Below are 22,094 nucleotides of genomic sequence, written 5' to 3'. Positions count from 1 at the left end.
GGCAATTTCATGCTCCATGGGCTTCAACCCTCATCTGCGCCTTGCGGTTGCTGGCGCGACGGCGCATCCGGATTTCCAAGCGGTAGCAGCGATCCACCACCAGAGCGGTCACCACCATCACCAAGGCGGTAGAGGCCACAATCACCAACAACAGGCGGACACCGGCGGATACAATCACTTCCGGATACTGCACCACCGCCACCACCGCCGGGATAAAGAACAGCAGCATCTCCGCCAACAGCCAACGCGCGCCGTGCCGGAACCAGCTCACCGGGAGCAGGCCGGACCAGAAACCCAGCAGCACCAGCAGCATGCCCAGCACGCCGGCCGGCATGGCCGGCAGAAAACGGTGGCTCAGCTGACTGGCTGCCAGCCACACCAGGCTCAGCAGCGCAACCTGGCTACAGGTTTGCAACAGCGGCATCAGGCGGTAAAACAGGCGGCGTGCCATGATTCGGCTTCCATCGACTTACGGAGTTGGAGCTAGTATAGCCAGCCGTATTTCATTCTAAAAATGAATTAAAATTATCGTTACGATTCCAATCAGGAATGCAAATGGACATCCGCGCCTTGCGCTATTTTGTCGAACTGGTGAAATGCCAAAGCTTCACCCGCGCCGCCGACGCGCTGTTCGTCACCCAGCCCACCATCAGCAAGATGGTGAAACAGCTGGAGGAGGAACTCGGCATGCCGCTGATCCTGCGCGAGGGCCGCAGCTTCCGGCTGACCGACGCCGGCCGCGTCACTTACGAGCGCGGGCTGGATGTGCTGTCGGCGATGCATAAGCTGAAAAACGAGTTGACCGACCTGTCCGGCCTCAGCCGCGGCGAGCTGGTGGTCGGCCTGCCGCCCATGGTGGGCGTGGCTTTCTTCGCCCCGGTGGTCAGCCACTACCGCCGACTGTATCCGCAGATCGAATTGAAAATGGTGGAAGACGGCGCGCTGGCCATCGAAAACCGCATCAAGAGCGGCGAACTGGAAATCGGCGTGGCCGTGCTGCCGGTGGATAGCCAGCTGTTCGAACACTACTCGGTGGTGCGCGACCCGCTGTGCCTGGTGGCGCCCGCCGGCTCCTGCTGGCAAGGCCAATCGCTGGTGCGCCTGGCCGACATCGCCGACCAGCCATTGGTGCTGTATCCGGAAGACTTCACATTATGCCGCCGCGTCACCGACGCCTTCCGCGAGCTGGGCAAAACGCCCAATATCGTCGGCCGCAGCGCGCACTGGGACTTCATCGTCGAACTGGTGGGCGCCAATCTCGGCGTCACCCTGCTGCCGCGCAGCATCGTGGCGCGGCTGGACAGCGGGCAATACGACGTGATCCCGCTGTACGACAACAAGCTGTACTGGCACCTGGGCCTGATCTGGCAGCGCGGCGGCTACCTGTCCCACGCCGCCCGCGCCTGGCTGGCGCTGACGCGGGAACGGCTGGGCGGACAGGGATGAAAAAGGCCGCATGCGCGGCCTTTTTCTGACTAAACCAAAGCTCAACCCTGCGTCTTCAGCACCCGCTGGCGGCGGCTTTCCGACAGCACCATGCCGGACGATACCGACACGTTCAGGCTCTCGACGGTGCCGAACATCGGAATGGACACCAGCACGTCGCAATGCTCGCGCGTCAGGCGGCGCATGCCCTCGCCCTCGGCGCCCATCACCCAGGCCAGCGGGCCGGATGCTTCGAAGTGATACAGGTCGGTATCGGCTTCCATGGTGGTGCCGGCAATCCACACCCCGGCATCCTTCAGATCGCGCAGGGTGCGCGCCAAGTTGGTGACGGTGATGTAAGGCACCACCTCGGCCGCGCCGCAAGCCACTTTGGACACCGTGGCGTTCAGCGTGGCGGAGCGGTCTTTGGGGGCGATCACCGCGTGCGCGCCCATCGCGTCCGCTACCCGCAGGCAAGCGCCCAGGTTGTGCGGATCGGTCACGCCGTCCAGGATCAACAGCAGCGGCGGCTCGGACAGGTTTTCCAGCACATCGTCCAGATCCACGTAGTTCATGCTGGCGTCTATCATCGCCACCACGCCCTGATGGCGGGCGTTGCCGCTCATGCTGTCCAGCCGTTCCTTGTCCACGATGTGCAGCTTGACCTTTTCCTCGCCGGCCTTGTCCAGCACCGCCTTGGCGCGGGCATCATGGCGTCCGCCGGCCAGCCAGATTTCCAGCAGGCTCTTCGGGTTCTGCCACAGTCGGGCGTTGATGGCGTGGAAGCCGTGTATCAGGCGTTTGTTGCTCATGGCGGAGATTCTCTAATTCACAATTCCCGCCATTGTAGCCGCAAGCCGCCCCACGGCCCAGCTTCACGCCGGGATGCCCGCCGCCGCAAGCGGTTGCGGCCAGCCAGCCACCAACGCGGCGAACTCCGCCGCCGGCAGCGGCCGGCTGAAGTGGTAGCCCTGCAGCGTGTGGCAGCCCTTGCCTTGCAAGAAGGCCGCCTGCGCCTCGTTCTCCACCCCTTCCGCCACCACGTGGAACTTCAGCTTCTTGGCCATGGCCAGGATGGCTTCGGCGATGGCGGCATTGTCCTCGTCGTCGGGCAGGCCGTCGACGAAGGACTGGTCTATCTTCAGCGTGTCGAGCGGGAAGCGCTTCAGATAGGACAGAGAGGAATAACCCGTGCCGAAATCGTCGATGGACAGCCATACGCCCAACGCTTTCAGTTGCGCCAACAGCTGCACGGCTTCGTCCGGATTCTGCATCAGCATGCTCTCGGTGATTTCCAGCTCCAGCCGGCTGGCGGGCAGGCCCGCGGCCTGCAAGGCGCCGGCCACCTTGGCCGGCAGCGACGGCTGGCCGAACTGGCGCGGCGACAGGTTCACCGCTAGCCGCGGCACCGCCAGGCCCTGGCGGTCCCAGGCCGCCAGCTGGCGGCAGGCCTCGGCCAATACCCAGTCGCCGATCGGCTTGATCAGCCCGGTTTCCTCGGCCAGCGCGATGAAGCGCACCGGCGGCACCAGGCCCAGCTGCGGATGGCGCCAGCGCAGCAACACCTCCGCGCCCTGCAGCACGCGGCTGTCAGCGGCCAGTTGCGGCTGGTAATGCAGTTCGAATTCGCCGCGCTCCAGCGCCATGCGCAGGCCGTTTTCCAGCAGCAGACGCTCGAAGGTCTGGGTGTTCATGCCGGCGTCGAAGAACTGGTAGGTGTTCTTGCCGGAATCCTTGGCGCGGTACATCGCCACGTCGGCGTTTTTCAGCAAGGTCTGCGCATCCTGCCCATCATGCGGGAATACGCTGATGCCTATGCTGCCGGTGATGAACACCTCATGCGCCTCCAGGCTCAGCGGCCGGCCGAGTTCAGTCAGGATATCGGTGGCCACCTCCCCCAGCTGGGTGTGGCTGTCGAAACCGCTCATCAACAGGGTGAATTCATCGCCGCCCAGCCGCGCCAGCATGCCGCGCTCGCCCACCACGCGCGCCAGGCGCAGCGCGATCTCGCATAGCAGCAGGTCGCCGGCCTGGTGGCCGAAGGAGTCGTTGATCAGCTTGAAGCGGTCCAGATCGATGAACATCACCGCCAATTGGCCGCCCTGGCTGGCCATGCGCGCCAGCGCCTCGTCCAGTTGCACGGTGAGGCTGCTGCGGTTGGGCAGCCGGGTCAGCGGATCGTGATTGGCCAGGAACTGCAGCCGCGCCTCGGCCTCCTTGCGCTGGGTGATGTCGGAGAACACCGCCACGTAGTTGCACAGTTCGTCGTCTTCGTCGCGCAAGGCGGAGATGGAAAGTTCGGCCGGATACCATTCACCGTTCTTGCGCCTGTCCTGCATCTCGCCCTGCCAGTGGCCGCTGCCGGCCAGGGCCTCGCGCATGGCCTCCCGCTCACGCTCGCCCAGATGGAAGATGCGCGAGGGCTTGCCCAGCGCTTCGTCTTCCGTATAGCCGGTGATGCGGGTGAAGGCGTCGTTGACGGCGATGATGCGGGCGCTGGCGTCCAGAATCAGGATGCCCTCGGCCGAATTTTCGAACACCTTGGCCGCCAGCCGCAGATTGGTATCGGCCAGCAGCCGATCCGAAATGTCCATCACCACGCCGATCACCGCCTTGCGGCCATCCAGCTCGAACAGACGGCTGTGCACCTCCATGTCCACCACCACGCCGTCCTTGCGCAGCCCGCGGGTGGAATAGTGCATCACCGCGATATTCTCGCGGAAGCGGCGCAGCAGCTGCTGGCGCAGCCGCACCGCTTCGCCCGGCACCAACAACTGGGCCATGGTCATGCCCACCATTTCCTCCGGCGCATGGCCCATGATCTCGGCCAGCTTGGGATTGGCATACACCAGCCGCTCGTCCTGCATGATGTAGATGCCGACCAGCGACTGCTCCACCAGCGCCAGATAGCGCTCCTCGGCCTCGCGTTTGGCGCGCTGCTCGCGCTTGCTCAGCGTGATGTCGGTATCGACGCTGCCCACTCCGGCGGGGCGTCCGTCGGCGTCGAACAGGGGAAACTTGGAGGCCAAAAGATAGGTCTCCACGCCGTTGAGCACGAAATGCTCCTCGAACTGGCGCGGCGCCAGCAGGTTCAGCACCTGCTGGTCCTGCTCGCGGATCTGCCGGGCATCGTCCAGATCGAACACGTCCTCCGGCCGCCGCCCCGGCAACTCTCCCGGCGAGACCCCCACCCGCCGCGCATAGGCGGCGTTGACCAGCAGATAACGGCCATCCATGTCCTTCAGCGACATCATGGTCGGGCTGTTGTTGACCAGGGAGTCGATGCGCGCGCGGAACGTCTTCAAGGCCGCCTCGTCGGCGCGGTGCCCATCCATCAGAATCGCCACCAGCAGGCCGGAGACGTTCAGCGCCAGCGCCAGCAGCAGATCGGTGGAGACATGGCCGATGATGGCGTGGCTGACGGCGCCGGCACCGGCTGACGCCAGCGACAAGCCCACCGCTACCGCGCCGGCAGTCAGCGCGGCTCCGCCCAAGCCGGTGCGGCAGGCCGCCCACAGAATGAAGGGAAAAAACAACAACTGGTTGGGAATGTTCAGATTGATCTCGCTGGACTGCAGCAAGCCGGCCTCCATGGCCACCAAGGCCAGAATCAGCGCCTGCTCCAGACGCACCGTCCAGGACGGTGCATGCGGAGACGGCCACGCCAGGGGCACGCACAAGAACAGCGCGGAAGCCAGGGCGGCCCAGCCTTGCCACGCCCATGACCAGACAACATGGCCGCCGCCGGCGCCCCAGACGTAGACGCCCAGCGGCAAGGCCGCCAGCGGCGCCGGATAGACGATCAAGGCCAGCAGCAGATCGCGCAGCTGATTCGGCGTGGCCGGACGCGGCCGCCAGGCCGTCAAACGCCCCAAACGCAGGCCGGGCGGAATCAGATACAAGGAGCCGGCCAGCAGCATGCCCCATAGCGACGGCATCAGCCACAGCGCCGGTAACAAGGCGGCCAACGGCCACCACCAGCTGCGCCGCGCGCCGCGCGCGAGCTGTTGCCAGGCAAACAGGCCATGCGGCAAAAAACTGGCAAGTGTCAGTGCCGCCTGGGGACTGCGCGGCCACAAGGCCACGCCTCCGACAAACCCCAGGAAAACCAACCCCTCCTCCACCCTTAGTGTGGTTCTCACGCTTCCATCCTTTAGCTGTCGTCCGGTTTGCCGGATCTTGGCCACGCCCGCATCATGCAAATTTCATTTATTTCGACATGAGTCGCGGTGTTATGCATTATTTTTTTGAATGTCTAATCCTGGCCCCATGCTGTTTTTCTTCTAATTGAGATAAATGACATTTGAGCCAAACGCATACGATAGCCGGGATTGCCCGCGCCGGCTAGCGTTCGCCGCCGGGGAAACGCCGCGCGCGCTGTTATAATCGCCACAAGCACAACTCCGCACAGAAGCAGATCAAGTTGGATATGCACCCGACCCTGCCGCCCGCCGGCCAGAAAACCCGTTGCGGCCGTCTGCCAGACGGCCTGGATAGCCATGCCATCGCCGCCTTGGCCGCGCAGCGCCAACCGCTGTTGATCCTCACCGCCGACGCCCAGGCCGCGCAACGGCTGAAGGCCGAACTGCCGTTCTTCGCGCCGGACCTGTCCATCGCCCTGTTCCCGGACTGGGAAACGCTGCCCTACGACCACTTCTCGCCGCACGGCGACCTGGTCAGCGAGCGACTGGCCACGCTGTGGCAGATCCGCCAGCGCGAATGCCAGGTGGTGATCGCGCCGGTCAGCACCACCTTGAGCCGGCTGGCGCCGGTCAGCTATCTGCTGGGCCGCACTTTCTTCCTCAAAACCGGCCAGCAGCTGGATGTGGAAAAACTGCGCGGCGATCTGGTCACCGCCGGCTACCAGCACGTGACGCAAGTCATGGCGCCGGGCGAATTCTCGGTGCGCGGCAGCCTGATCGATCTGTATCCCATGGGTTCGCCGCTGCCGTACCGGATCGACCTGTTCGATGCCGAGATCGACAGCCTGAAGACCTTTGATCCCGACAGCCAGCGCACGCTGTACCCGGTGCCGGAAATCCGCCTGCTGCCGGCGCGCGAATATCCGGCCGACGAAAGCGGCGTCACCGCCTTCCGCCAGCGCTACCGCGAAAAGATGGAAGGCGACCCGAGCAAGAGCCGCGTCTACAAAGATGTCTCGCAGGGGCTGTGGCCGGCCGGCATCGAGTACTACCTGCCGCTGTTCTTCGACGAAACCGCCACCTTGTTCGACTACGTCGGCGAGGACGCGCTGGTGGTGCTGCACCACGACGTGCAGGCCGCGGCGGAAACCTTCTGGCGCGACGCGCAAAGCCGCTACGACATGGCCCGCGGCGATACCGAGCGCCCGGTGCTGCCGCCGGCCGACATCTTCCTGCGGCCGGACGAACTGATGGCGCGGCTCAAGCCGTATGCCCGCATCGAACTGGCCGGCGAAGGCGAAACCGGGGGCGCCGCGCTGCCGGAACTGGCGGTGGACCGCCGCGCCGAGGCGCCGCTGCACAAGCTGCAGAGCTTCATCGCCGCCAGCGACAAACGCATCCTGCTGGCGGCGGAAAGCCTGGGCCGCCGCGAAACCATGCTGGCCTTCCTGGCTGAAAACGGCCTCAAGCCGACGCCGGTGGACAGCTGGGCCGACTTCATCGCCGGCAAGATGCCGCTGGCGCTGACCGTGGCGCCGCTGTATTCCGGCTTCGCGCTGGCCGAGCCTGGCATCGCCGTGGTGACGGAAAGCGAGCTGTATCAGCACGTCGCGCGCAGCCACACCCGCCGCAAACACCAGCGGGCGGCGTCCGACGCCATGCTGCGCGATCTGGCCGAGGTCAAGGCCGGCGACCCGGTGGTGCACGAGGCGCACGGCATCGGCCGCTATGTAGGCCTGGTGACCATGGACCTGGGCGAAGGCGAAACCGAGCTGATGCAGCTGGAGTACGCCGACGGCGCTACGCTGTACGTGCCGGTGTCGCAGCTGCAATTGATCTCGCGCTACGCCGGCGGCGCCACCGACGACATCCAGCTGCACAAGCTGGGCAACCCGGCCTGGGAAAAGGCCAAGAAACGCGCGGCGGAAAAGGCCCGCGACACCGCCGCCGAGCTGCTCAATCTGTACGCCCAGCGCGCCGCGCGCGAGGGCCACAGCTTCCAGCTGTCCCACGCCGACTACGCCGCCTTTGCAGCCGGTTTCGGCTTTGAAGAAACCGTGGACCAGGCCAGCGCCATCGAGGCGGTGATCCAGGACATGTGCTCCGGCAAACCCATGGACCGGCTGGTGTGCGGCGACGTCGGCTTCGGCAAGACGGAAGTCGCGCTGCGCGCCGCCTTCGTCGCGGTGATGGGCGGCAAGCAGGTGGCGGTGCTGGTGCCCACCACGCTGCTGGCGGAACAGCATTTTCAGAACTTCTCCGACCGCTTCGCCGATTGGCCGGTGCGCATCGCCGAGCTGTCGCGCTTCAAGAGCGGCAAGGAAACCAAGCAGGCGCTGGCGGGATTGGCCGAAGGCAGCGTCGACATCGTCATCGGCACCCACAAGCTGGTGCAGCCCGATATCCAGTTCAAGAACCTGGGCCTGGTCATCATCGACGAGGAGCACCGTTTCGGCGTGCGGCAGAAGGAACAGCTGAAACGCCTGCGCGCCAACGTCGACGTGCTGACGCTGACCGCCACGCCGATTCCGCGCACGCTGTCGATGGCGCTGGAAGGCCTTCGCGACTTCTCCGCCATCACCACCGCCCCCAGCCGCCGCCTGGCGGTGAAAACCTTCGTCAGCCCCTTGAGTAACGGCGTGATCCGCGAGGCGGTGCTGCGCGAGCTGAAACGCGGCGGCCAGGTGTTCTTCCTGCACAACGAAGTCGACACCATAGAAAACATGCGGGAAAAGCTGGCCGAGCTGATCCCGGAAGCGCGCATCGGCGTGGCCCACGGCCAGCTGCGCGAGCGCGAGCTGGAACAGGTGATGCGCGACTTCCTGCAGCAGCGCTTCAACCTGCTCTTGTGCTCCACCATCATCGAAACCGGCATCGACATCCCCAACGCCAACACCATCCTGATCAACCGCGCCGACAAGTTCGGCCTGGCGCAGCTGCACCAGCTGCGCGGCCGTGTCGGCCGCTCGCACCACCAGGCCTACGCCTATCTGTTGACGCCGGACGGCATGACCCGCGACGCGCAAAAACGCCTGGAAGCGATCCAGCTGTCCGGCGAACTCGGCGCCGGCTTCTATCTGGCCATGCACGACCTGGAAATCCGCGGCGCCGGCGAAATCCTGGGCGAAGGCCAATCCGGCGAGATGCAGGAAGTGGGTTTCAGCCTGTTCACCGAGATGCTGAAACAGGCGGTGCGCGACCTGAAAAAAGGCCGCGCGCCGGACCTGGACGCGCCCTTGGGCGTCACCACCGAGATCAATCTGCACAGCCCGGCCCTGCTGCCGGACGGCTATTGCCCGGACGTGCACGAACGGCTGCTGATCTACAAACGCCTGGCCAGCTGCGAAACCGAGGGCGAAATCGACGATATCCACGAAGAGCTGATCGACCGCTTCGGCCTGCCGCCGCAGAGCGTGAAGACGCTGATCGAAAGCCACCGGCTGCGCCTGGTGGCCAAGGAATTGGGGGTGCAGAAGCTGGACGCCAGCGAAGTAGCGGTGCAGATCGCCTTCATCAAGAACCCGCCCATCGACCCGGTGAAAATCATCATGCTGATCCAGAGCAAGAAGAACTATCGCCTGGCCGGGCAGGACAAGCTGCGGGTGGAGCAGGCGCTGCCGGAAGTGGCGCAGCGGATCGTGAAGGTGAAAGAGGTGTTGAAGGAGTTGGGCGCGTAGGCTGGCTTGATTTCCATCAGTGCCGCTAATGAGCAGCCGGCTCGATTGAACTGACGGTTCTCCTATCCACGCGATCTCTTCTGATGAATCCGCTCCGCGGATAATGATTAAATGCCGGTTCCGCCCGGCAAACGGGTGAGGGGGCTGTGCGGCCAGCCCCCTCACGACCCCTGGCCGCCCCTGCAGCCCCGCCATGCAAATCATCATCCGCGCAGCGGATTCCTTACCCCCTCAACTTGCGCCAATGCAAGGCAAGCCCCCCGCTCCGGGGCTAAATTGGAAAGACCAGCGCAATGAGGAGCCATCATGCCCCGCACCGATCCCGATGACGACGACAAACCCGTCCCGCTGTACCGCCAGTACGAAACCCAAGGCACGGTGCGGCAGATCTCGTTCTATCTGTCGGAGGAGATTGGCGCAGCCATCCACTACACCGACCTGCTGTACACCCTGCGCACCGCCAGCGGTAACGACATCGTCTACCTGCACCTGAATACCCCCGGCGGCAACTTCGACGCCGGCCTGCAGATCATCAACAACATCCGCGCCAGCGAGGCCCATGTGGTCACCATTCTGGAAGCGCGGGCCTACTCCATGGGCGCGCTGATCTTCCTGGCCGGCGACGAACTGGTGGTGCACGATACCTGCCAGCTGATGTTCCACAACTACTCCTCGGCGCTGATCGGCAAGGGCAACGAGCAGCAGGCGCAGGTGATGGCCAGCGGCAAATGGTTTGAAAAAGTCATGCGCCATGTCTGCCGCCCCTTCCTGACCGATGAAGAGCTGGATCGCATCCTGAAGGGCGAGGACATCTGGCTGGACAGCGACAACATCCGCCGTCGCCTGGGGAACATCCAAAAAGGCGCGCCGGCCATCGCGCCACGCAAGGCAGCGCATGCCAAAACCAAACCAAACGCTGGCTGAACAGCCTTGCCCGCGCCCACGATTGGCGGATAACCAAAGCATCACGGCTACTTGGCTCATGCCGTTGCGCCATTATCTGGCCGCTTGGTTCAGTTTAATTTCCCATCCAACCTAGTCTGGTCCAGCCGAAGCCGCGTTGACACTGACCCCAGCCTATGTCGGGAAGCAATTGCCACAAGACGGCGTTAAAGACTTCCTCACCCGTCCGCTTTCGCTATCCGGCTCGCTTGAAAATCCATTGTCATTTAAAATCAGGATAATCCACTCCAAAAGCACACGCCATGTCCCTGCGCCATATCCGCATGCTGGTCCGCTATAACGCCTGGGCCAACCGCAGCCTGTTCGATACGCTGGACCCCTTGCCCGAGGCCGAATTGAGCAAGCCTCGCGCCACCGTCTTCGGCAATATCCTCAGCACGCTGAATCACAATCTGGTGGTGGACCGCATCTGGCAGGCCCATTTGCAGCAGCGTCCCCACGGCTATGCCAGCCGCAATACCGAAGCGACGCCCAGCCTGGCGGAGCTGGACGCCGCCCAGACGGAACTGGACCGCTGGTATATCGATTATGCGGACAGATTGAATGCGGCGGACAGCGAGGCGGAAATCGACTTCCTGTTCGTCGATGGCGGCAAGGGCAGAATGCGGCGGGGCGATATGCTGCTGCACATCGTCAACCACAAGAATTATCATCGCGGCTTTGTCGCGGACATGCTGTACCAGCTGCCGGCCACGCCGCCCACGACCGACCTGCCGGTCTACCTGCGCGACGTGCATCGCGAGGCCGCTCTACCTCTCTAGACAGCCGCTACCACCGGCGCGGCCACGCGCTCCATCTCCACCCGGTTGCGGCCGTTATGCTTGGCCTGGTACAGCAGCAAGTCCGCCTCCAGAAACAGGCTGGCCAGGCTTTCATGCTCTGCCGGCCGCAAACTGGCCACGCCTATGCTGGCGCTGATGCTCAAGGAAAACTCGCCGATGCGCGGCTGCAAAGTGCTGATGGCCAGCCTGAGCCGGTCCGCCGCGTGGTAGGCGTCGAGGCGGCTGGTCTGCGGCAGCAGCGCCACAAACTCCTCGCCGCCATGCCGCCCCAGCAAGTCGCCCAGGCGCGCCTCGCGGCGCAGGCAGTCGGCCAATTGGCGCAGCACCTCATCGCCCACTTGATGGCCGTAGCGGTCATTGATGCTCTTGAAATGGTCCAGGTCGATCAGCAAAAGCGACAGCGGTTCCCCCCTGTCGACCGCGCGGCGGAATATTCCGTCGGCCTTTTCCAGAAACGTGCGGTGGTTGAGCAGCCGAGTCAGGCCATCCTGATCGGCCTGCTGGCGCAGTTGCATCAGCAGGCGTTCATAACTGATGAACAATATGCTGAGGCTGAAGCAGAAAGTCAGCCAAAACAGACATAGCGACGAAAACAGATTGAACAGCCCGCCGCGCTCGGCAAACCCCGGATCGCCCATCCACCAAGCCACGGCGAAGCGGCAAACTGAGATCAGGATGATCAGCGTGGCCAAACCTGCCGCCAGCCAGTGCCCAACTGGCGTCGCCTGGCCGCGCGCGCGCAGAAACTGCGCAAAAATCAAGGACCAGAAAATCACATGGGAGAACGATGTCACCATGACGCGATGGCCGTAATTCGCCTCGCCGCCCAGCAGGATGAACGCCAGCATCACCGCCGCGGCGCTGCCCAGGCAAAACACGCCCCGGTCCCTCAGACCAAACAGCTGGCGCGTGGCCAGCAGCGCCATCGGGTGGAACATCAGCAACAGCAGCGTGACCAGCAGCAAGCTAGGCCATGGCGCCAGCGGGAAAGGCAGGAAAGCGAGGGTGGAGCCGGCAGCGCTGATCGCCCCGCTCAACCCCAACGTCAACAGGGCCGGCTCGCGCCGGTTGTAGCGCCAGAACAGCAGCACCACCAAGGTCAGCATCAGCGTGTAACCCGTGGTGCTGAGCAAGGTGGCTTTGAAATCTAGAATGCTATGAACGGATTGGATGGTCATGGATGCAGGCCGTGCGACGCTGGCGCCTGCTCGCCATCTGCGTCAACTCCGCGCCCCGGAATCAAAACGTTCACAACATAACAGATCGTTTCGCTCAACGCTTAAGACAATTGATGCTTTTGACATCTTCCGTCCGCCACTCGTGTCTTTGCCGCAACGGCCGGATGGCTGATGCCTGGCAAAGCGCTTTGCCGACGTCTGGCCCGTCCATGCCGCTCGCTGCCGGTCCGGGATATTAACGATTTTGCATCCGTGCGGGAGCGCAAAATCATTCCGCGCCGGCATCAGCCCATGCCTTCCGCCTTCAGCGATTCAACAACTGCATCACCTCGGCCGCGTAACGCGAACCGCTCACCTGGCCAGCGGCAAACACCTCGTCCAGTTCAGACAGGTCGGCTGCCGTCAGCGCTAGCTGCAGCGCGCCCAGGTTGTCGCGCAGATTCGCCTGCTTGCGCGCGCCGGGAATGGCGACGATGTCGTCGCCCTGCGCCAGCAGCCAGGCCAGCGCCAGCTGCGCCGGGCTGCCTCCCCTGCCAGCGGCCATTTGCTTCACCTTGTCGACCAATTGCAGATTGCGCTGGAAGTTCTCGCCCTGGAAACGCGGATTGCTGCGACGGAAATCATCGGCGGCGAAGTCGTCCGGGCTCTTGATCGCGCCGGTCAGGAAGCCGCGGCCCAGCGGGCTGTAGGCGACGAAGCTCGCGCCGACCTCGCGGCAGGCGGCCAGCACGCCGTCTTCCGGATCGCGCGTCCACAGCGAGTATTCGCTTTGCAGCGCATGAATGGGATGCACTGCCGCCGCGCGGCGCAGCGTCTCGGCCGACGCCTCGGACAAGCCCAGATAGCGCACCTTGCCGGCCCGCACCAGCTCCGCCATCGCGCCCACCGTTTCCTCGATCGGCACCGCCGGGTCGATGCGATGCAGGTAGTAGAGGTCGATATGATCGACGCCCAACCGCTTCAGGCTGCCCTCGCAGCTGCTGCGCACGTAGTCGGGATGACCATTGACGCCGCGCTTGGCCGGGTTGGCCGGATCCAGCACGATGCCGAACTTGGTGGCCAATACCACTTCGTCGCGGCGCCGCGCCAACAGCTTGGACAGCAGCAGCTCGTTGGTGTGGGGGCCGTACATATCGGCGGTATCGAGCAGGTTGACGCCCAGGTCGAGCGCCAGGTCCAGCGTCGCCAGCGACTCGGCGTCGTCATGCGCGCCGTAGAAGGCGCTCATGCCCATGCAACCCAAGCCCAGCGCCGAAACCTGCGGGCCATTGCGGCCCAGTGTGCGTTTTTGCATCGCCCTTACTCCTTGTTTGGAAAGTGACGTCAGCATAGGTGATGGCCAGGCGAGGATAAATGGCCGAAAATGACAAACATTAATTAGCCGAGCTTCACAATGCAGCGACCCCAACACGACGCCTTGCAAGCCTTCGCGCTGATCGCCCGCCATCGCAGCTTTACCCGCGCCGCGGCCGAACTCGGCGTCAGCGCCTCGGCGCTGAGCCAAGCCATGCGCCAGCTGGAGAGCCAGCTCGGCGTGCCCTTGCTGGCGCGCACCACCCGCCAGGTGACGCCGACCGAAGCCGGAGAACTCCTGCTGGAACGGCTGAACCCGGCGCTGGAAGAGATCAGGCAAGCGCTGGACGACGCGCGCCAGCAGCAAGGCCAGCCGGCCGGCACGCTGCGGCTGACCCTGCCGCACACCGCGGCGCAGATCGTGCTGTATCCGCATCTGGACCGCTTCCTGCGGCAACATCCGGCGCTCACGCTGGAGCTGGACATCAACGATGGCCTGGTCGACATCGTCGGCCAGCGCTTCGACGCAGGCATCCGCTTCAGCGACCGGCTACAACCCGGCATGCAGGCCGCGCAGGTCAGCCCGCCCATCCGCTTCGTCGTGGCGGCCACGCCAGAATATCTGGCGCGGCGCGGCGTGCCGGCCAAGCCGGACGACCTTGCCGAGCACGCATGCATAGGCTACCGCTTTGGCGCCAGCGGGCCGCAATACCGCTGGCAGTTCATCGAACAAGGCCAGCTGCGGCAACTGGCGCTGCGCGGACCGCTGCTCACCAACGACAACCAGGCCAGGCTGCTGGGCGTGCGCGGCGGCGTGGGGCTGGCCTATCTGGCCGAAAACCTGGTGCGCGACGACATCCAGGCCGGGCGGCTGGTTTCCGTGCTGGAACCGTACCTGCCGCCGGCGGAAGCGCTGTACCTGTTCTACCCGCAGCAACGCCGCCCGCCGGCCAAGCTGCGCGCCCTGATAGACTTTCTGCGCGACGCAAACGGCCTAGCCGGATAAAAACCCGCCAACGGCGGGTTTCAATGATCAGTCCAATGCTCAGCGTCCCTGCTGCGCCAGCCGCCAGGCCGCATCCTGCTTGTGATAACCGAGCAGGTAATACACCGCTACCAGGAACACCAGCCAGCCTGGGCCGACGATCAGCGCGACGCGCGTGTCCGGAAAGTAAGCCATCAGGGCGATCACCAGCGCCAGGAAGCCCAGCGTCAGATAGGAGCCATACGGCCACAGCGGCATGCGATGGCTGATGCCGGCCAGTTGCTCGGCCGACAGCGAACGGCGGAAACGCAACTGCGCCAGCAGGATGATCAGCCAGGTCCATACCGCGCCGAAGGTGGAGATGGCGGTCAGCCAAGTGAACACTTCCTTGGGCGCCAGGTAATTCAGCAATACGCCCACCAACAGCGCGGCGATCGACAACAACAGCGCCGGCACCGGCACGCCGCTTTTCGAAACCTTGGCGAACAGCGGCAGCGCCTGTTTCTGCTCCGCCAGATTGAACAGCATGCGGCCGGTGCTGTAGATGCCGCTATTGCACGAGGACAAGGCGGCGGTCAGCACCACGAAGTTGATGATGCCGGCGGCGGCCGGAATGCCCAGGCTCTCGAAAGTCATCACGAAGGGGCTGCCGCGCGTGCCCAGCTCGTTCCATGGGTAGATGGACAGAATCACGAACAAGGCGCCGATGTAGAAGATCAGGATGCGCCAGAACACCGAATCCACCGCGCGTGCCAGCGCCTTCTTCGGATTCTTGGCCTCGCCGGCGGTCAGGCCCAGCATTTCCACGCCCAGGTAGGCGAACATCACCATCTGCAGCGACATCAGCACGCCGGAAAAGCCATGCGGCATGAAGCCGCCGTGCGCCCACAGATTGGCGATGCCGGTGGCGACGCCGTGGTTGCCGAAGCCGAAAACAATCATGGCGAAGCCGCCGGCTATCATCAGCACGATGGTGACGATCTTGATCAGCGCGAACCAGAACTCGAACTCGCCATAGGCCTTCACCGCGATCAGGTTGACGCCGCCCATCGCCAGCATCGCCGCCAGCACCCAGTACCAGGACGGCACGTCCGGGAACCAGATGCCCATGTAGACGCCGACGGCGGTGATTTCCGCCATGCAGGTGACGAGCCACAGGAACCAGTAGTTCCAGCCGGTGAGGTAGCCGGCCAGCGGGCCGAGGTAGTCCTGCGCGTAACGGCTGAACGAGCCGGCCACCGGGTTGTGGATGGCCATCTCGCCCAGCGCGCGCATGATCATGAAGATGGCCAGGCCGCCGATGCCGTAGGCCAGCATGATGGCCGGACCGGCCATCTTGATCGCGGTGGCCGATCCCAGGAACAAGCCGACGCCTATGGTGGCGCCCAGCGCCATCAAATTGATATGCCTTTCCTCCAGACCTCTATGCAGGGTCTGTTGCGTGGATTGCATGATTTTCTCCTAATTTCTCTCGCCCAATCGACGCGGCGAAATTAGCACATACAACTTGCCATGTCATCGATATATTTTATTTGAATAAAATGAAATTATTCCAACAAGCAAAACTTAACGCCGTTGAAATGCGCAAAAAGAGCGGAAAACACCAAATACGCAAACCGACAAGTCCCCCCCTATCCACTTAGGAAAACCTATGATGCAATAGGACAGACACAAGGAGGGACGCGTGATACGAAGCCTGCCTGGCCTTTGCCTGATCCTGTCGCTGGCCGCGGCGGGCAGCGCCCTGGCCGACACGTCTCATACCGTGACGCTGACCACGCTGGACTGGCCGCCCTACACCGGCAGCCAGCTCGCCGAGCAAGGCCTCAACAGCGCGGTGATCCGCGCAGCCTACGCCGCCATGGGCTACAAGGTGCGCATCAAGGTGGTGCCCTGGCAACGCGCCGTAGCCGAAGCCACCCTCAATCCTCAGGTGGCGGGTTACTTCCCGGAATACGACTCCGCCGCCGGCCGCAAGTCCTTTTTCTTTTCCGACCCGATTGGCCGCAGCCCCCTTGGCTTCGCCGAGCGCATGAATAGCCACTATCAGTGGCAACAACTGGCCGAGCTGTCGCGCCTGCGCGTAGGCGTGGTGCAGGGTTACGTCAATACCGCGGAACTGGACGAGCGCATTGCCACCAAACGGCAGAATGCGGACGAGGCCTTGGACGACACCCAAAACCTGTTGAAGCTCGATCGCCGTCATATCGACCTGGCGGTGATAGACCGCTATGTCTTCGACTACCTGATGCAGAACGATCCGAAATTGAAAACCGCGCGCGGCAATCTGCGGATGAATCCGCATCTGCTGGAGGAGAAGCTGCTGTACGTCTGCTTCAAACCATCGGCCGAAGGCAAAAGGCTGGCCGACATCCTGAATCAGGGACTCAAGCGCATCAATGTCGAAGCCATCACCCACCGCTATCTGATGGACAACAAGCTGGATGGCGTCCCGCCGCCGCAGCCTAAAGCGGCAATGAAAAAACCGGCCGGCTGACGCCGACCGGTTGGGTCTGATACAGGTTTAACTCACTCAGGCCTTGGCCTTGCCCTTGGCCGGCTTGGCTTCCGCCTTGGCAGCCGGCTCTTCGCGTTCCCAGGCTTCCTTGTACGGACGGCCATAGTAGCTGTCCAGCAGCAGTTGCTTCAGCTCGCTGATCAGCGGGTAGCGCGGGTTGGCGCCGGTGCACTGGTCGTCGAAGGCGGCCTCGGCCACTTCGTCCACCTTGGCCAGGAAGTCCGCTTCGGCCACGCCGGCGGCCTGGATGGACGACGGGATGCCCAGCGTCTTCTTCAGCTCGTCCACCCACTCGATCAGCTTCTCGACGCGCTCGTGGTCGCGGTTGGCTTCCAGGCCCAGGTGACGGGCGATTTCAGCATAGCGGGCCACGCTCTTCGGCCGGTCGTACTGGCTGAAGGCGGTCTGCTTGGTCGGCACGTCGGCAGAGTTGTAGCGGATCACATTGCTGATCAACAGCGCGTTGGCCAGACCGTGGGCCAGGCCGAACTCGGCGCCGATCTTGTGCGCCATCGAGTGGCACACGCCGAGGAAGGCGTTGGCGAAGGCGATGCCGGCGATGGTGGCGGCGTTGTGCACTTGTTCGCGCGCCTTCGGATCGTTGGCGCCGTTCAGGTAGGACGACGGCAGGTATTCCTTCAGGAGCTTCAGCGCCTGCAGGGCTTGCGGGTCCGAGTACTCGTTGGCCATCACCGACACATAGGCTTCCAGCGCGTGGGTGACCGCGTCGATGCCGCCGAAGGCGGTCAGCGACTTCGGCATGTCCATCACCAAATTGGCGTCCACGATGGCCATGTTCGGGGTCAGCTCGTAGTCGGCGATCGGGTACTTCACGCCGGTCACTTCGTCAGTCACCACGGCGAACGGGGTCACTTCGGAGCCGGTGCCGGAGGTGGTCGGCACCGCCACCATCATGGCCTTCTGGCCCAGTTTCGGGAACTGATAAATGCGCTTGCGGATGTCCATGAAGCGCAGCGCCAGGTCGGCGAAGTGCACTTCCGGATGCTCGTACATCACCCACATGATCTTGGCCGCGTCCATCGGCGAGCCGCCGCCGATCGCCATGATCACGTCCGGCTTGAAGGCGTGGGCCAGGTCCGCGCCCTTGCGCACCACGGCCAGGGTCGGGTCGGCCGGCACTTCGAAGAACACTTCCACTTCCAGACCCATCTTCTTCAGCAGGCGGATCGGTTCGTCCACAAAGCCGTGTTCGAACAGGTACTGGCCGGTGACGATCAGGCAGCGCTTCTTGCCGGCCAGGTCTTCCAGGGCCACTGGCAGGGAACCGCGACGGAAGTAGATGGACTTCGGCAGCTTGTGCCACAGCATGTTTTCAGCCCTCTTGGCGACGGTTTTCTTGTTGATCAGGTGCTTGGGACCGACGTTCTCGGAGATCGAGTTGCCGCCCCAGGAGCCGCAACCCAGGGTCAAAGACGGCGCCAGGCTGAAGTTGTACAAGTCGCCGATGCCGCCTTGCGAGGACGGGGTGTTGATCAGGATGCGGGCGGTCTTCATCTTGTCGCCGAAGTAGCGCACGCGCTCTTCCTGCAGGTCCTGGTCGGTGTACAGCGAGGACGTGTGGCCGATGCCGCCCATGGTCACCAGCGCGGCGGCCTTGTCGCAAGCGTCGATGAAGTCCTTGGCGCGGTACATGGCCAGGGTCGGGGACAGTTTTTCGTGAGCGAAGGCTTCCTGATCGGACACCTCGGTCACTTCGCCGATCAGCACCTTGGTGGTGGGCGGCACGGTGATGCCGGCCATGGCGGCGATCTTGGCGGCGCTCTGGCCGACGATGGCGGCGTTCAAGCTGCCGTCCTGCAGTATCACCTTGCGCACGGCCTCGGCTTCGCTCTTGGACAGGATGTAGCCGCCGTGCTTGGAGAAGCGTTCGCGCACCGCGTCGTAGATCTGGTCGACGATGATGACGGACTGCTCCGAAGCACAGACCACGCCGTTGTCGAAGGTCTTGGACATCAGGATGGAGGCCACCGCGCGCTTGATGTCGGCGGTTTCGTCGATCACGGCCGGGGTGTTGCCGGCGCCCACGCCGATGGCGGGCTTGCCGGACGAGTAAGCGGCCTTCACCATGCCCGGGCCGCCGGTGGCCAGGATCAGGTTGACGTCGGGGTGGTGCATCAGCTGGTTGGACAGCGCGACGGACGGCTCATCGATCCAGCCGATGATGTCTTGCGGCGCGCCGGCGGCGACGGCGGCTTCCAGCACCAGGCGGGCGGCTTCGCAAGTGGAGCGGCGCGCGCGCGGGTGCGGCGAGAAGATGATGCCGTTGCGGGTTTTCAGCGAGATCAGCGCCTTGAAGATGGCGGTGGAAGTCGGGTTGGTGGTCGGCACGATGCCGCACAGCACGCCGATGGGTTCGGCGATGGTGATGGTGCCGAAGGTGTCATCCTCGGACAGCACGCCGCAGGTCTTCTCATCCTTGTACTTGTTGTAAATGTACTCGGAAGCGAAGTGGTTCTTGATCACCTTGTCTTCCATCACGCCCATGCCGGTTTCGGCGACGGCCATCCGCGCCAGCGGAATGCGGGCGTCGGCGGCGGCCAGCGCGGCGCAACGGAAGATGTGGTCAACCTGCTCTTGCGTGAACTGCGCGAAGGCGACTTGCGCCTTCTTTACGCGGGCCACCAGGGCGTCGAGTTCGATTTGATTGCTAACAGCCATTTTGTCTCTCCAGAAACCAAATGAAAATATCGAGCGCCTAATTGTTCGTTTTCGACTAAAAATTTTCACAATCGAAAAAACAACCGGCAAAAAACCCATTTCGCGCCATCAAACCATGACGGCGCCATCAAACCCTTTGTAGCGGAGCCATTACATCCGCCCGACTATACCCCTATAAAATTCAGGGGCTTTACTGGCAATCGGCCATGACTCGCTCGATTCCCTGCCATCGTAGTCCGTTTTCGGATATTCGTTTTTGCGCACGGCCAAACAATTTTCAGTTTTCCATGAAAAAGAGCGCCGAATCGGCGCTCTCTGCATGGTCTGGATCAGAACGGTTGTAACGGCATCGCTACCGGGCCGCTCAACGCCCCATGAAGCCATAGTGGAAATAGCGGCCGCTGCTGCTCAGCTCGCGGATGCGCGCCGGATCGGTCTCGCCATTGATATTGGTGATCACCAGCCGGCCGCGGCCCTGCTTCAGATCGTTGTTGTAATCGTAGTAGCCGCCCAGCACCGCCAGCTTGCCGGCCTCCACCTCGCCGGAAAACTTCAGGATGGCGCCCTCCACTTGGTTGTTGATGTTGATCAGCGCGCCGTTGGTGGCGTCGATTCCCTTGGGGATCTCGATACTGTCCAGCTCCTTCTGGATGGACGGCTCCATATTGCTGTAGTCGCCGGCCGCCGCCTTGATCGCGCCGCAGCCGGTATGGCTGACGAACATCAGCAAGGGCGTGTGCAGATGGCGCACGCCGTACTCGACCGATCCCTCGGATGTAGCAAGCTGGTTGCCCATATTGCTGATCACGAACAGATCCGCATCGCCGCCCGACATCCCCAACTGGCCGCCCGGGCTGGAGCAGGTCACCACCGTGGCCTTGGGCATGACGCGATCGCCGAGCTTGGCCAGATAGCCCGGATTATGCTTGCTGATGGCGACGCTATTGGCCTTGAGAATGCTGGACACCACATCCTTGACCTGGGCGGCCTCGCCCATGGTCTTGGCGCCGCCATGCGCCATCTTGGTCTTCTTGGATTTGGCGCGATGCGCCGCTCTGGGTTTGGCGCCCGGCGCCCGGACCTCGGGGCTCGGTTGCGACAGATCGCGGGCAGGCGGCTGGCCCATGGTGACGCCCGGCGCCATCGTTTCCGGCGCCGCCTGCTGCATGGACTTGCCCTGCGCCGGAGCCATCTTGCCGGCGGCAGCCGGCGCGGCCTGCATCGCCCCCGAAGACGCCGGCATAGGCGTAGTCGGGGCCGCGACAGCCGGCTTGACCTTGAGCGGCAGCTTGATCACCTGCTGCACCTGGGGCGCGCTGGGCGTGTCTTCGGCGCGCGCCATCGCCATGGCCAATATCAGCGGCACCGCCATGCAAGTTATGATCAGCCGTGGACTCATGCTCGATTCCTTAGGTCATACGCAATGGTTTGTATTCTGCATCATCGACCATGGGCGGGGAAGCCGCCAGCGTCATTGCGATATTGCCGCGTGGCAGCAAACTGCCTAAGCCATCCATTGGCAGGCAGGACAAAACTGACAACCGTGTCGTCTGAGTCTACCCCTGTCGCGTCCCCTCACCCCTGCCGCCGCTGGCTCAGCCACACCCCTGCGAACACCAGCGCGCCGGCAGCGGCCTGCCAGGCTTCGAAGCGCTCATTCAGCAGCAGCCAGGCCAACAACACGGTGAACACCGGGATCAGATTATTAAAAGCTCCCGCCTTGGCCACCGGGATGCGCGACACGGCCCAGGTATACAGCCCATACGCGCCCAGCGTGATCACCGCGCCCAGATACAACACCCACAGGCTGGGAATCAGATACAGCGTGTCCGGCCAGACGCCCCACGGCGTCAGCATGGCCAGGCCGAACCAGACGCAACCGGTCAGCGTCTGGATGCCGGTAATGGCCAGCGGCGAATAGCGCGCGGACATCCGTTTGGCGATCAGCACATAGCCGCAGGCGCACACCATGGCGCAGAACTCCAGGGCATTGCCCAGCGAAGGATTGGGCGCGCCCGGTCCGGCGCGGCTGTCCATGCTGAGCCAGATCACCCCGGCAAACGACAAGGCGATGCCCAACCACACCTGGCGCGGCTGGCGCTCATGCAGGAACAGGCTGGCGCCTATCGCCATCAGCATCGGCAGCGTGGCCGTGATCACGCCGGCCTGCGAGGCGCTGGTCAAGGTCAAGGCGTTGGCCTCGAACAGGAAGTACAGGCAGGGTTCAGCCAGGCCCATCGCCAGCAGCCAGCGCCAGTCGCCCTTGCGGTAATGCCAGCTGATGCGGCCGCCCATCGCCAGCGGCAACAGGCACAGCGTGGCCACGGCCATGCGCGCGAACAGCACGGCCAGCGGGTGGTAGAACTGGAAAACGTATTTCAGGACAATGAAGGCGCTGGACCATAGAAACATGGCCAGCGTCAGGGCGAGGTAGGGCAAGGCGTCTCCTGTT

15 protein-coding genes are annotated in these 22,094 nt (G+C 63.7%); 6 read left to right on the top strand and 9 right to left on the bottom strand.

All coding sequences use genetic code 11. The features are described 5' to 3' along the window. Positions 1 to 7: 7 nt before the first annotated feature. Positions 8 to 451, bottom strand: a complete 444-nt coding sequence (locus C2134_RS11110; RefSeq protein ID WP_103320023.1) for a CidA/LrgA family protein — start codon at positions 449 to 451, stop codon at positions 8 to 10. A 104-nt stretch (positions 452 to 555) separates the two neighbouring features. Between C2134_RS11110 and C2134_RS11105 the strand changes: the two genes are divergently transcribed. Continuing rightward, the gene (locus C2134_RS11105) at positions 556 to 1,446 is read left to right on the top strand and encodes a LysR family transcriptional regulator (RefSeq protein ID WP_103320022.1); all 891 of its coding nucleotides are present in this window, start codon (positions 556 to 558) and stop codon (positions 1,444 to 1,446) included. Positions 1,447 to 1,487: 41 nt separating this feature from the next. Here C2134_RS11105 and rlmB read toward each other — a convergent pair whose 3' ends face one another. Together rlmB and C2134_RS11095 are read right to left on the bottom strand one after the other, a co-directional pair. Beyond that, entirely contained in the window at positions 1,488 to 2,237 is a 750-nt protein-coding gene (rlmB, locus tag C2134_RS11100) for a 23S rRNA (guanosine(2251)-2'-O)-methyltransferase RlmB (protein WP_103320020.1), read from the bottom strand. Positions 2,238 to 2,300: 63 nt separating this feature from the next. After that, a complete protein-coding gene (locus C2134_RS11095) occupies positions 2,301 to 5,567 on the bottom strand; it encodes a bifunctional diguanylate cyclase/phosphodiesterase (RefSeq protein WP_233196419.1) in 3,267 nt (1,088 codons plus the stop codon). Between the two features lie 287 nt (positions 5,568 to 5,854). Between C2134_RS11095 and mfd the strand changes: the two genes are divergently transcribed. From mfd to C2134_RS11080, 3 genes are all read left to right on the top strand, one after another. After that, complete coding sequence (mfd, locus tag C2134_RS11090) at positions 5,855 to 9,244, top strand: transcription-repair coupling factor (RefSeq protein ID WP_103320018.1); 3,390 nt, start codon at positions 5,855 to 5,857, stop codon at positions 9,242 to 9,244. Positions 9,245 to 9,550: 306 nt separating this feature from the next. Continuing rightward, entirely contained in the window at positions 9,551 to 10,168 is a 618-nt protein-coding gene (locus C2134_RS11085; RefSeq protein WP_103320016.1) for a Clp protease ClpP, read from the top strand. Between the two features lie 281 nt (positions 10,169 to 10,449). Beyond that, positions 10,450 to 10,968, top strand: coding sequence for a DinB family protein (locus tag C2134_RS11080; RefSeq protein WP_199152855.1), 519 nt, complete (start codon positions 10,450 to 10,452; stop codon positions 10,966 to 10,968). Here C2134_RS11080 and C2134_RS11075 read toward each other — a convergent pair. Further along, positions 10,965 to 12,167 carry a GGDEF domain-containing protein gene (locus C2134_RS11075; RefSeq protein WP_103320014.1) on the bottom strand — a complete coding sequence of 401 codons (1,203 nt, stop codon included), beginning with the start codon at positions 12,165 to 12,167 and terminating at the stop codon, positions 10,965 to 10,967. The two genes, C2134_RS11080 and C2134_RS11075, sit on opposite strands and share 4 nt — an antisense overlap. A 304-nt stretch (positions 12,168 to 12,471) precedes the next feature. Further along, on the bottom strand, positions 12,472 to 13,461 hold the full coding sequence (locus tag C2134_RS11070) for an aldo/keto reductase (protein WP_103320012.1): 990 nt from the start codon (positions 13,459 to 13,461) through the stop codon (positions 12,472 to 12,474). Between the two features lie 99 nt (positions 13,462 to 13,560). On the opposite strand from C2134_RS11070, the gene C2134_RS11065 reads away from it, so the two are divergent. Further along, on the top strand, positions 13,561 to 14,466 hold the full coding sequence (locus tag C2134_RS11065) for a LysR family transcriptional regulator (protein WP_103320010.1): 906 nt from the start codon (positions 13,561 to 13,563) through the stop codon (positions 14,464 to 14,466). Between the two features lie 39 nt (positions 14,467 to 14,505). Here the strand turns inward: C2134_RS11065 and C2134_RS11060 are convergent, their stop codons facing one another. Continuing rightward, positions 14,506 to 15,897, bottom strand: a complete 1,392-nt coding sequence (locus C2134_RS11060) for an amino acid permease (protein WP_103320009.1) — start codon at positions 15,895 to 15,897, stop codon at positions 14,506 to 14,508. 232 nt (positions 15,898 to 16,129) lie between these two features. Here C2134_RS11060 and C2134_RS11055 point away from each other — a divergent pair, with 232 nt between their 5' ends. After that, positions 16,130 to 16,942, top strand: a complete 813-nt coding sequence (locus tag C2134_RS11055; protein ID WP_103320007.1) for a substrate-binding periplasmic protein — start codon at positions 16,130 to 16,132, stop codon at positions 16,940 to 16,942. Between the two features lie 36 nt (positions 16,943 to 16,978). On the opposite strand, the gene adhE is transcribed toward C2134_RS11055, so the two are convergent. The 3 genes from adhE to C2134_RS11040 form a co-directional block, all read right to left on the bottom strand. Further along, the gene (gene adhE, locus C2134_RS11050) at positions 16,979 to 19,642 is read right to left on the bottom strand and encodes a bifunctional acetaldehyde-CoA/alcohol dehydrogenase (protein WP_103320005.1); all 2,664 of its coding nucleotides are present in this window, start codon (positions 19,640 to 19,642) and stop codon (positions 16,979 to 16,981) included. Between the two features lie 364 nt (positions 19,643 to 20,006). Next, positions 20,007 to 21,041 carry a carbonic anhydrase gene (locus tag C2134_RS11045; RefSeq protein ID WP_233196418.1) on the bottom strand — a complete coding sequence of 345 codons (1,035 nt, stop codon included), beginning with the start codon at positions 21,039 to 21,041 and terminating at the stop codon, positions 20,007 to 20,009. A 176-nt stretch (positions 21,042 to 21,217) separates the two neighbouring features. Then, entirely contained in the window at positions 21,218 to 22,081 is an 864-nt protein-coding gene (locus C2134_RS11040) for a DMT family transporter (RefSeq protein ID WP_103320004.1), read from the bottom strand. Positions 22,082 to 22,094 lie beyond the last annotated feature (13 nt).

Source organism: Chromobacterium sinusclupearum, from assembly GCF_002902845.1.
GTDB classification, from domain to species: domain Bacteria; phylum Pseudomonadota; class Gammaproteobacteria; order Burkholderiales; family Chromobacteriaceae; genus Chromobacterium; species Chromobacterium sinusclupearum.
Note: the sequence above shows the minus strand (reverse complement) of the source record. Positions and strands in the feature narration are given on the sequence as shown.

Coding starts and splice junctions, on each gene's coding strand:
- rlmB (WP_103320020.1), bottom strand. CDS start 2,237: ATGAGCAACAAACGCCTGATACACGGCTTCCACGCCATCAACGCCCGA.
- C2134_RS11065 (WP_103320010.1), top strand. CDS start 13,561: ATGCAGCGACCCCAACACGACGCCTTGCAAGCCTTCGCGCTGATCGCC.
- C2134_RS11075 (WP_103320014.1), bottom strand. CDS start 12,167: ATGACCATCCAATCCGTTCATAGCATTCTAGATTTCAAAGCCACCTTG.
- mfd (WP_103320018.1), top strand. CDS start 5,855: ATGCACCCGACCCTGCCGCCCGCCGGCCAGAAAACCCGTTGCGGCCGT.
- C2134_RS11070 (WP_103320012.1), bottom strand. CDS start 13,461: ATGCAAAAACGCACACTGGGCCGCAATGGCCCGCAGGTTTCGGCGCTG.
- C2134_RS11105 (WP_103320022.1), top strand. CDS start 556: ATGGACATCCGCGCCTTGCGCTATTTTGTCGAACTGGTGAAATGCCAA.
- C2134_RS11045 (WP_233196418.1), bottom strand. CDS start 21,041: ATGAGTCCACGGCTGATCATAACTTGCATGGCGGTGCCGCTGATATTG.
- C2134_RS11085 (WP_103320016.1), top strand. CDS start 9,551: ATGCCCCGCACCGATCCCGATGACGACGACAAACCCGTCCCGCTGTAC.
- C2134_RS11110 (WP_103320023.1), bottom strand. CDS start 451: ATGGCACGCCGCCTGTTTTACCGCCTGATGCCGCTGTTGCAAACCTGT.
- C2134_RS11060 (WP_103320009.1), bottom strand. CDS start 15,897: ATGCAATCCACGCAACAGACCCTGCATAGAGGTCTGGAGGAAAGGCAT.
- C2134_RS11080 (WP_199152855.1), top strand. CDS start 10,450: ATGTCCCTGCGCCATATCCGCATGCTGGTCCGCTATAACGCCTGGGCC.
- adhE (WP_103320005.1), bottom strand. CDS start 19,642: ATGGCTGTTAGCAATCAAATCGAACTCGACGCCCTGGTGGCCCGCGTA.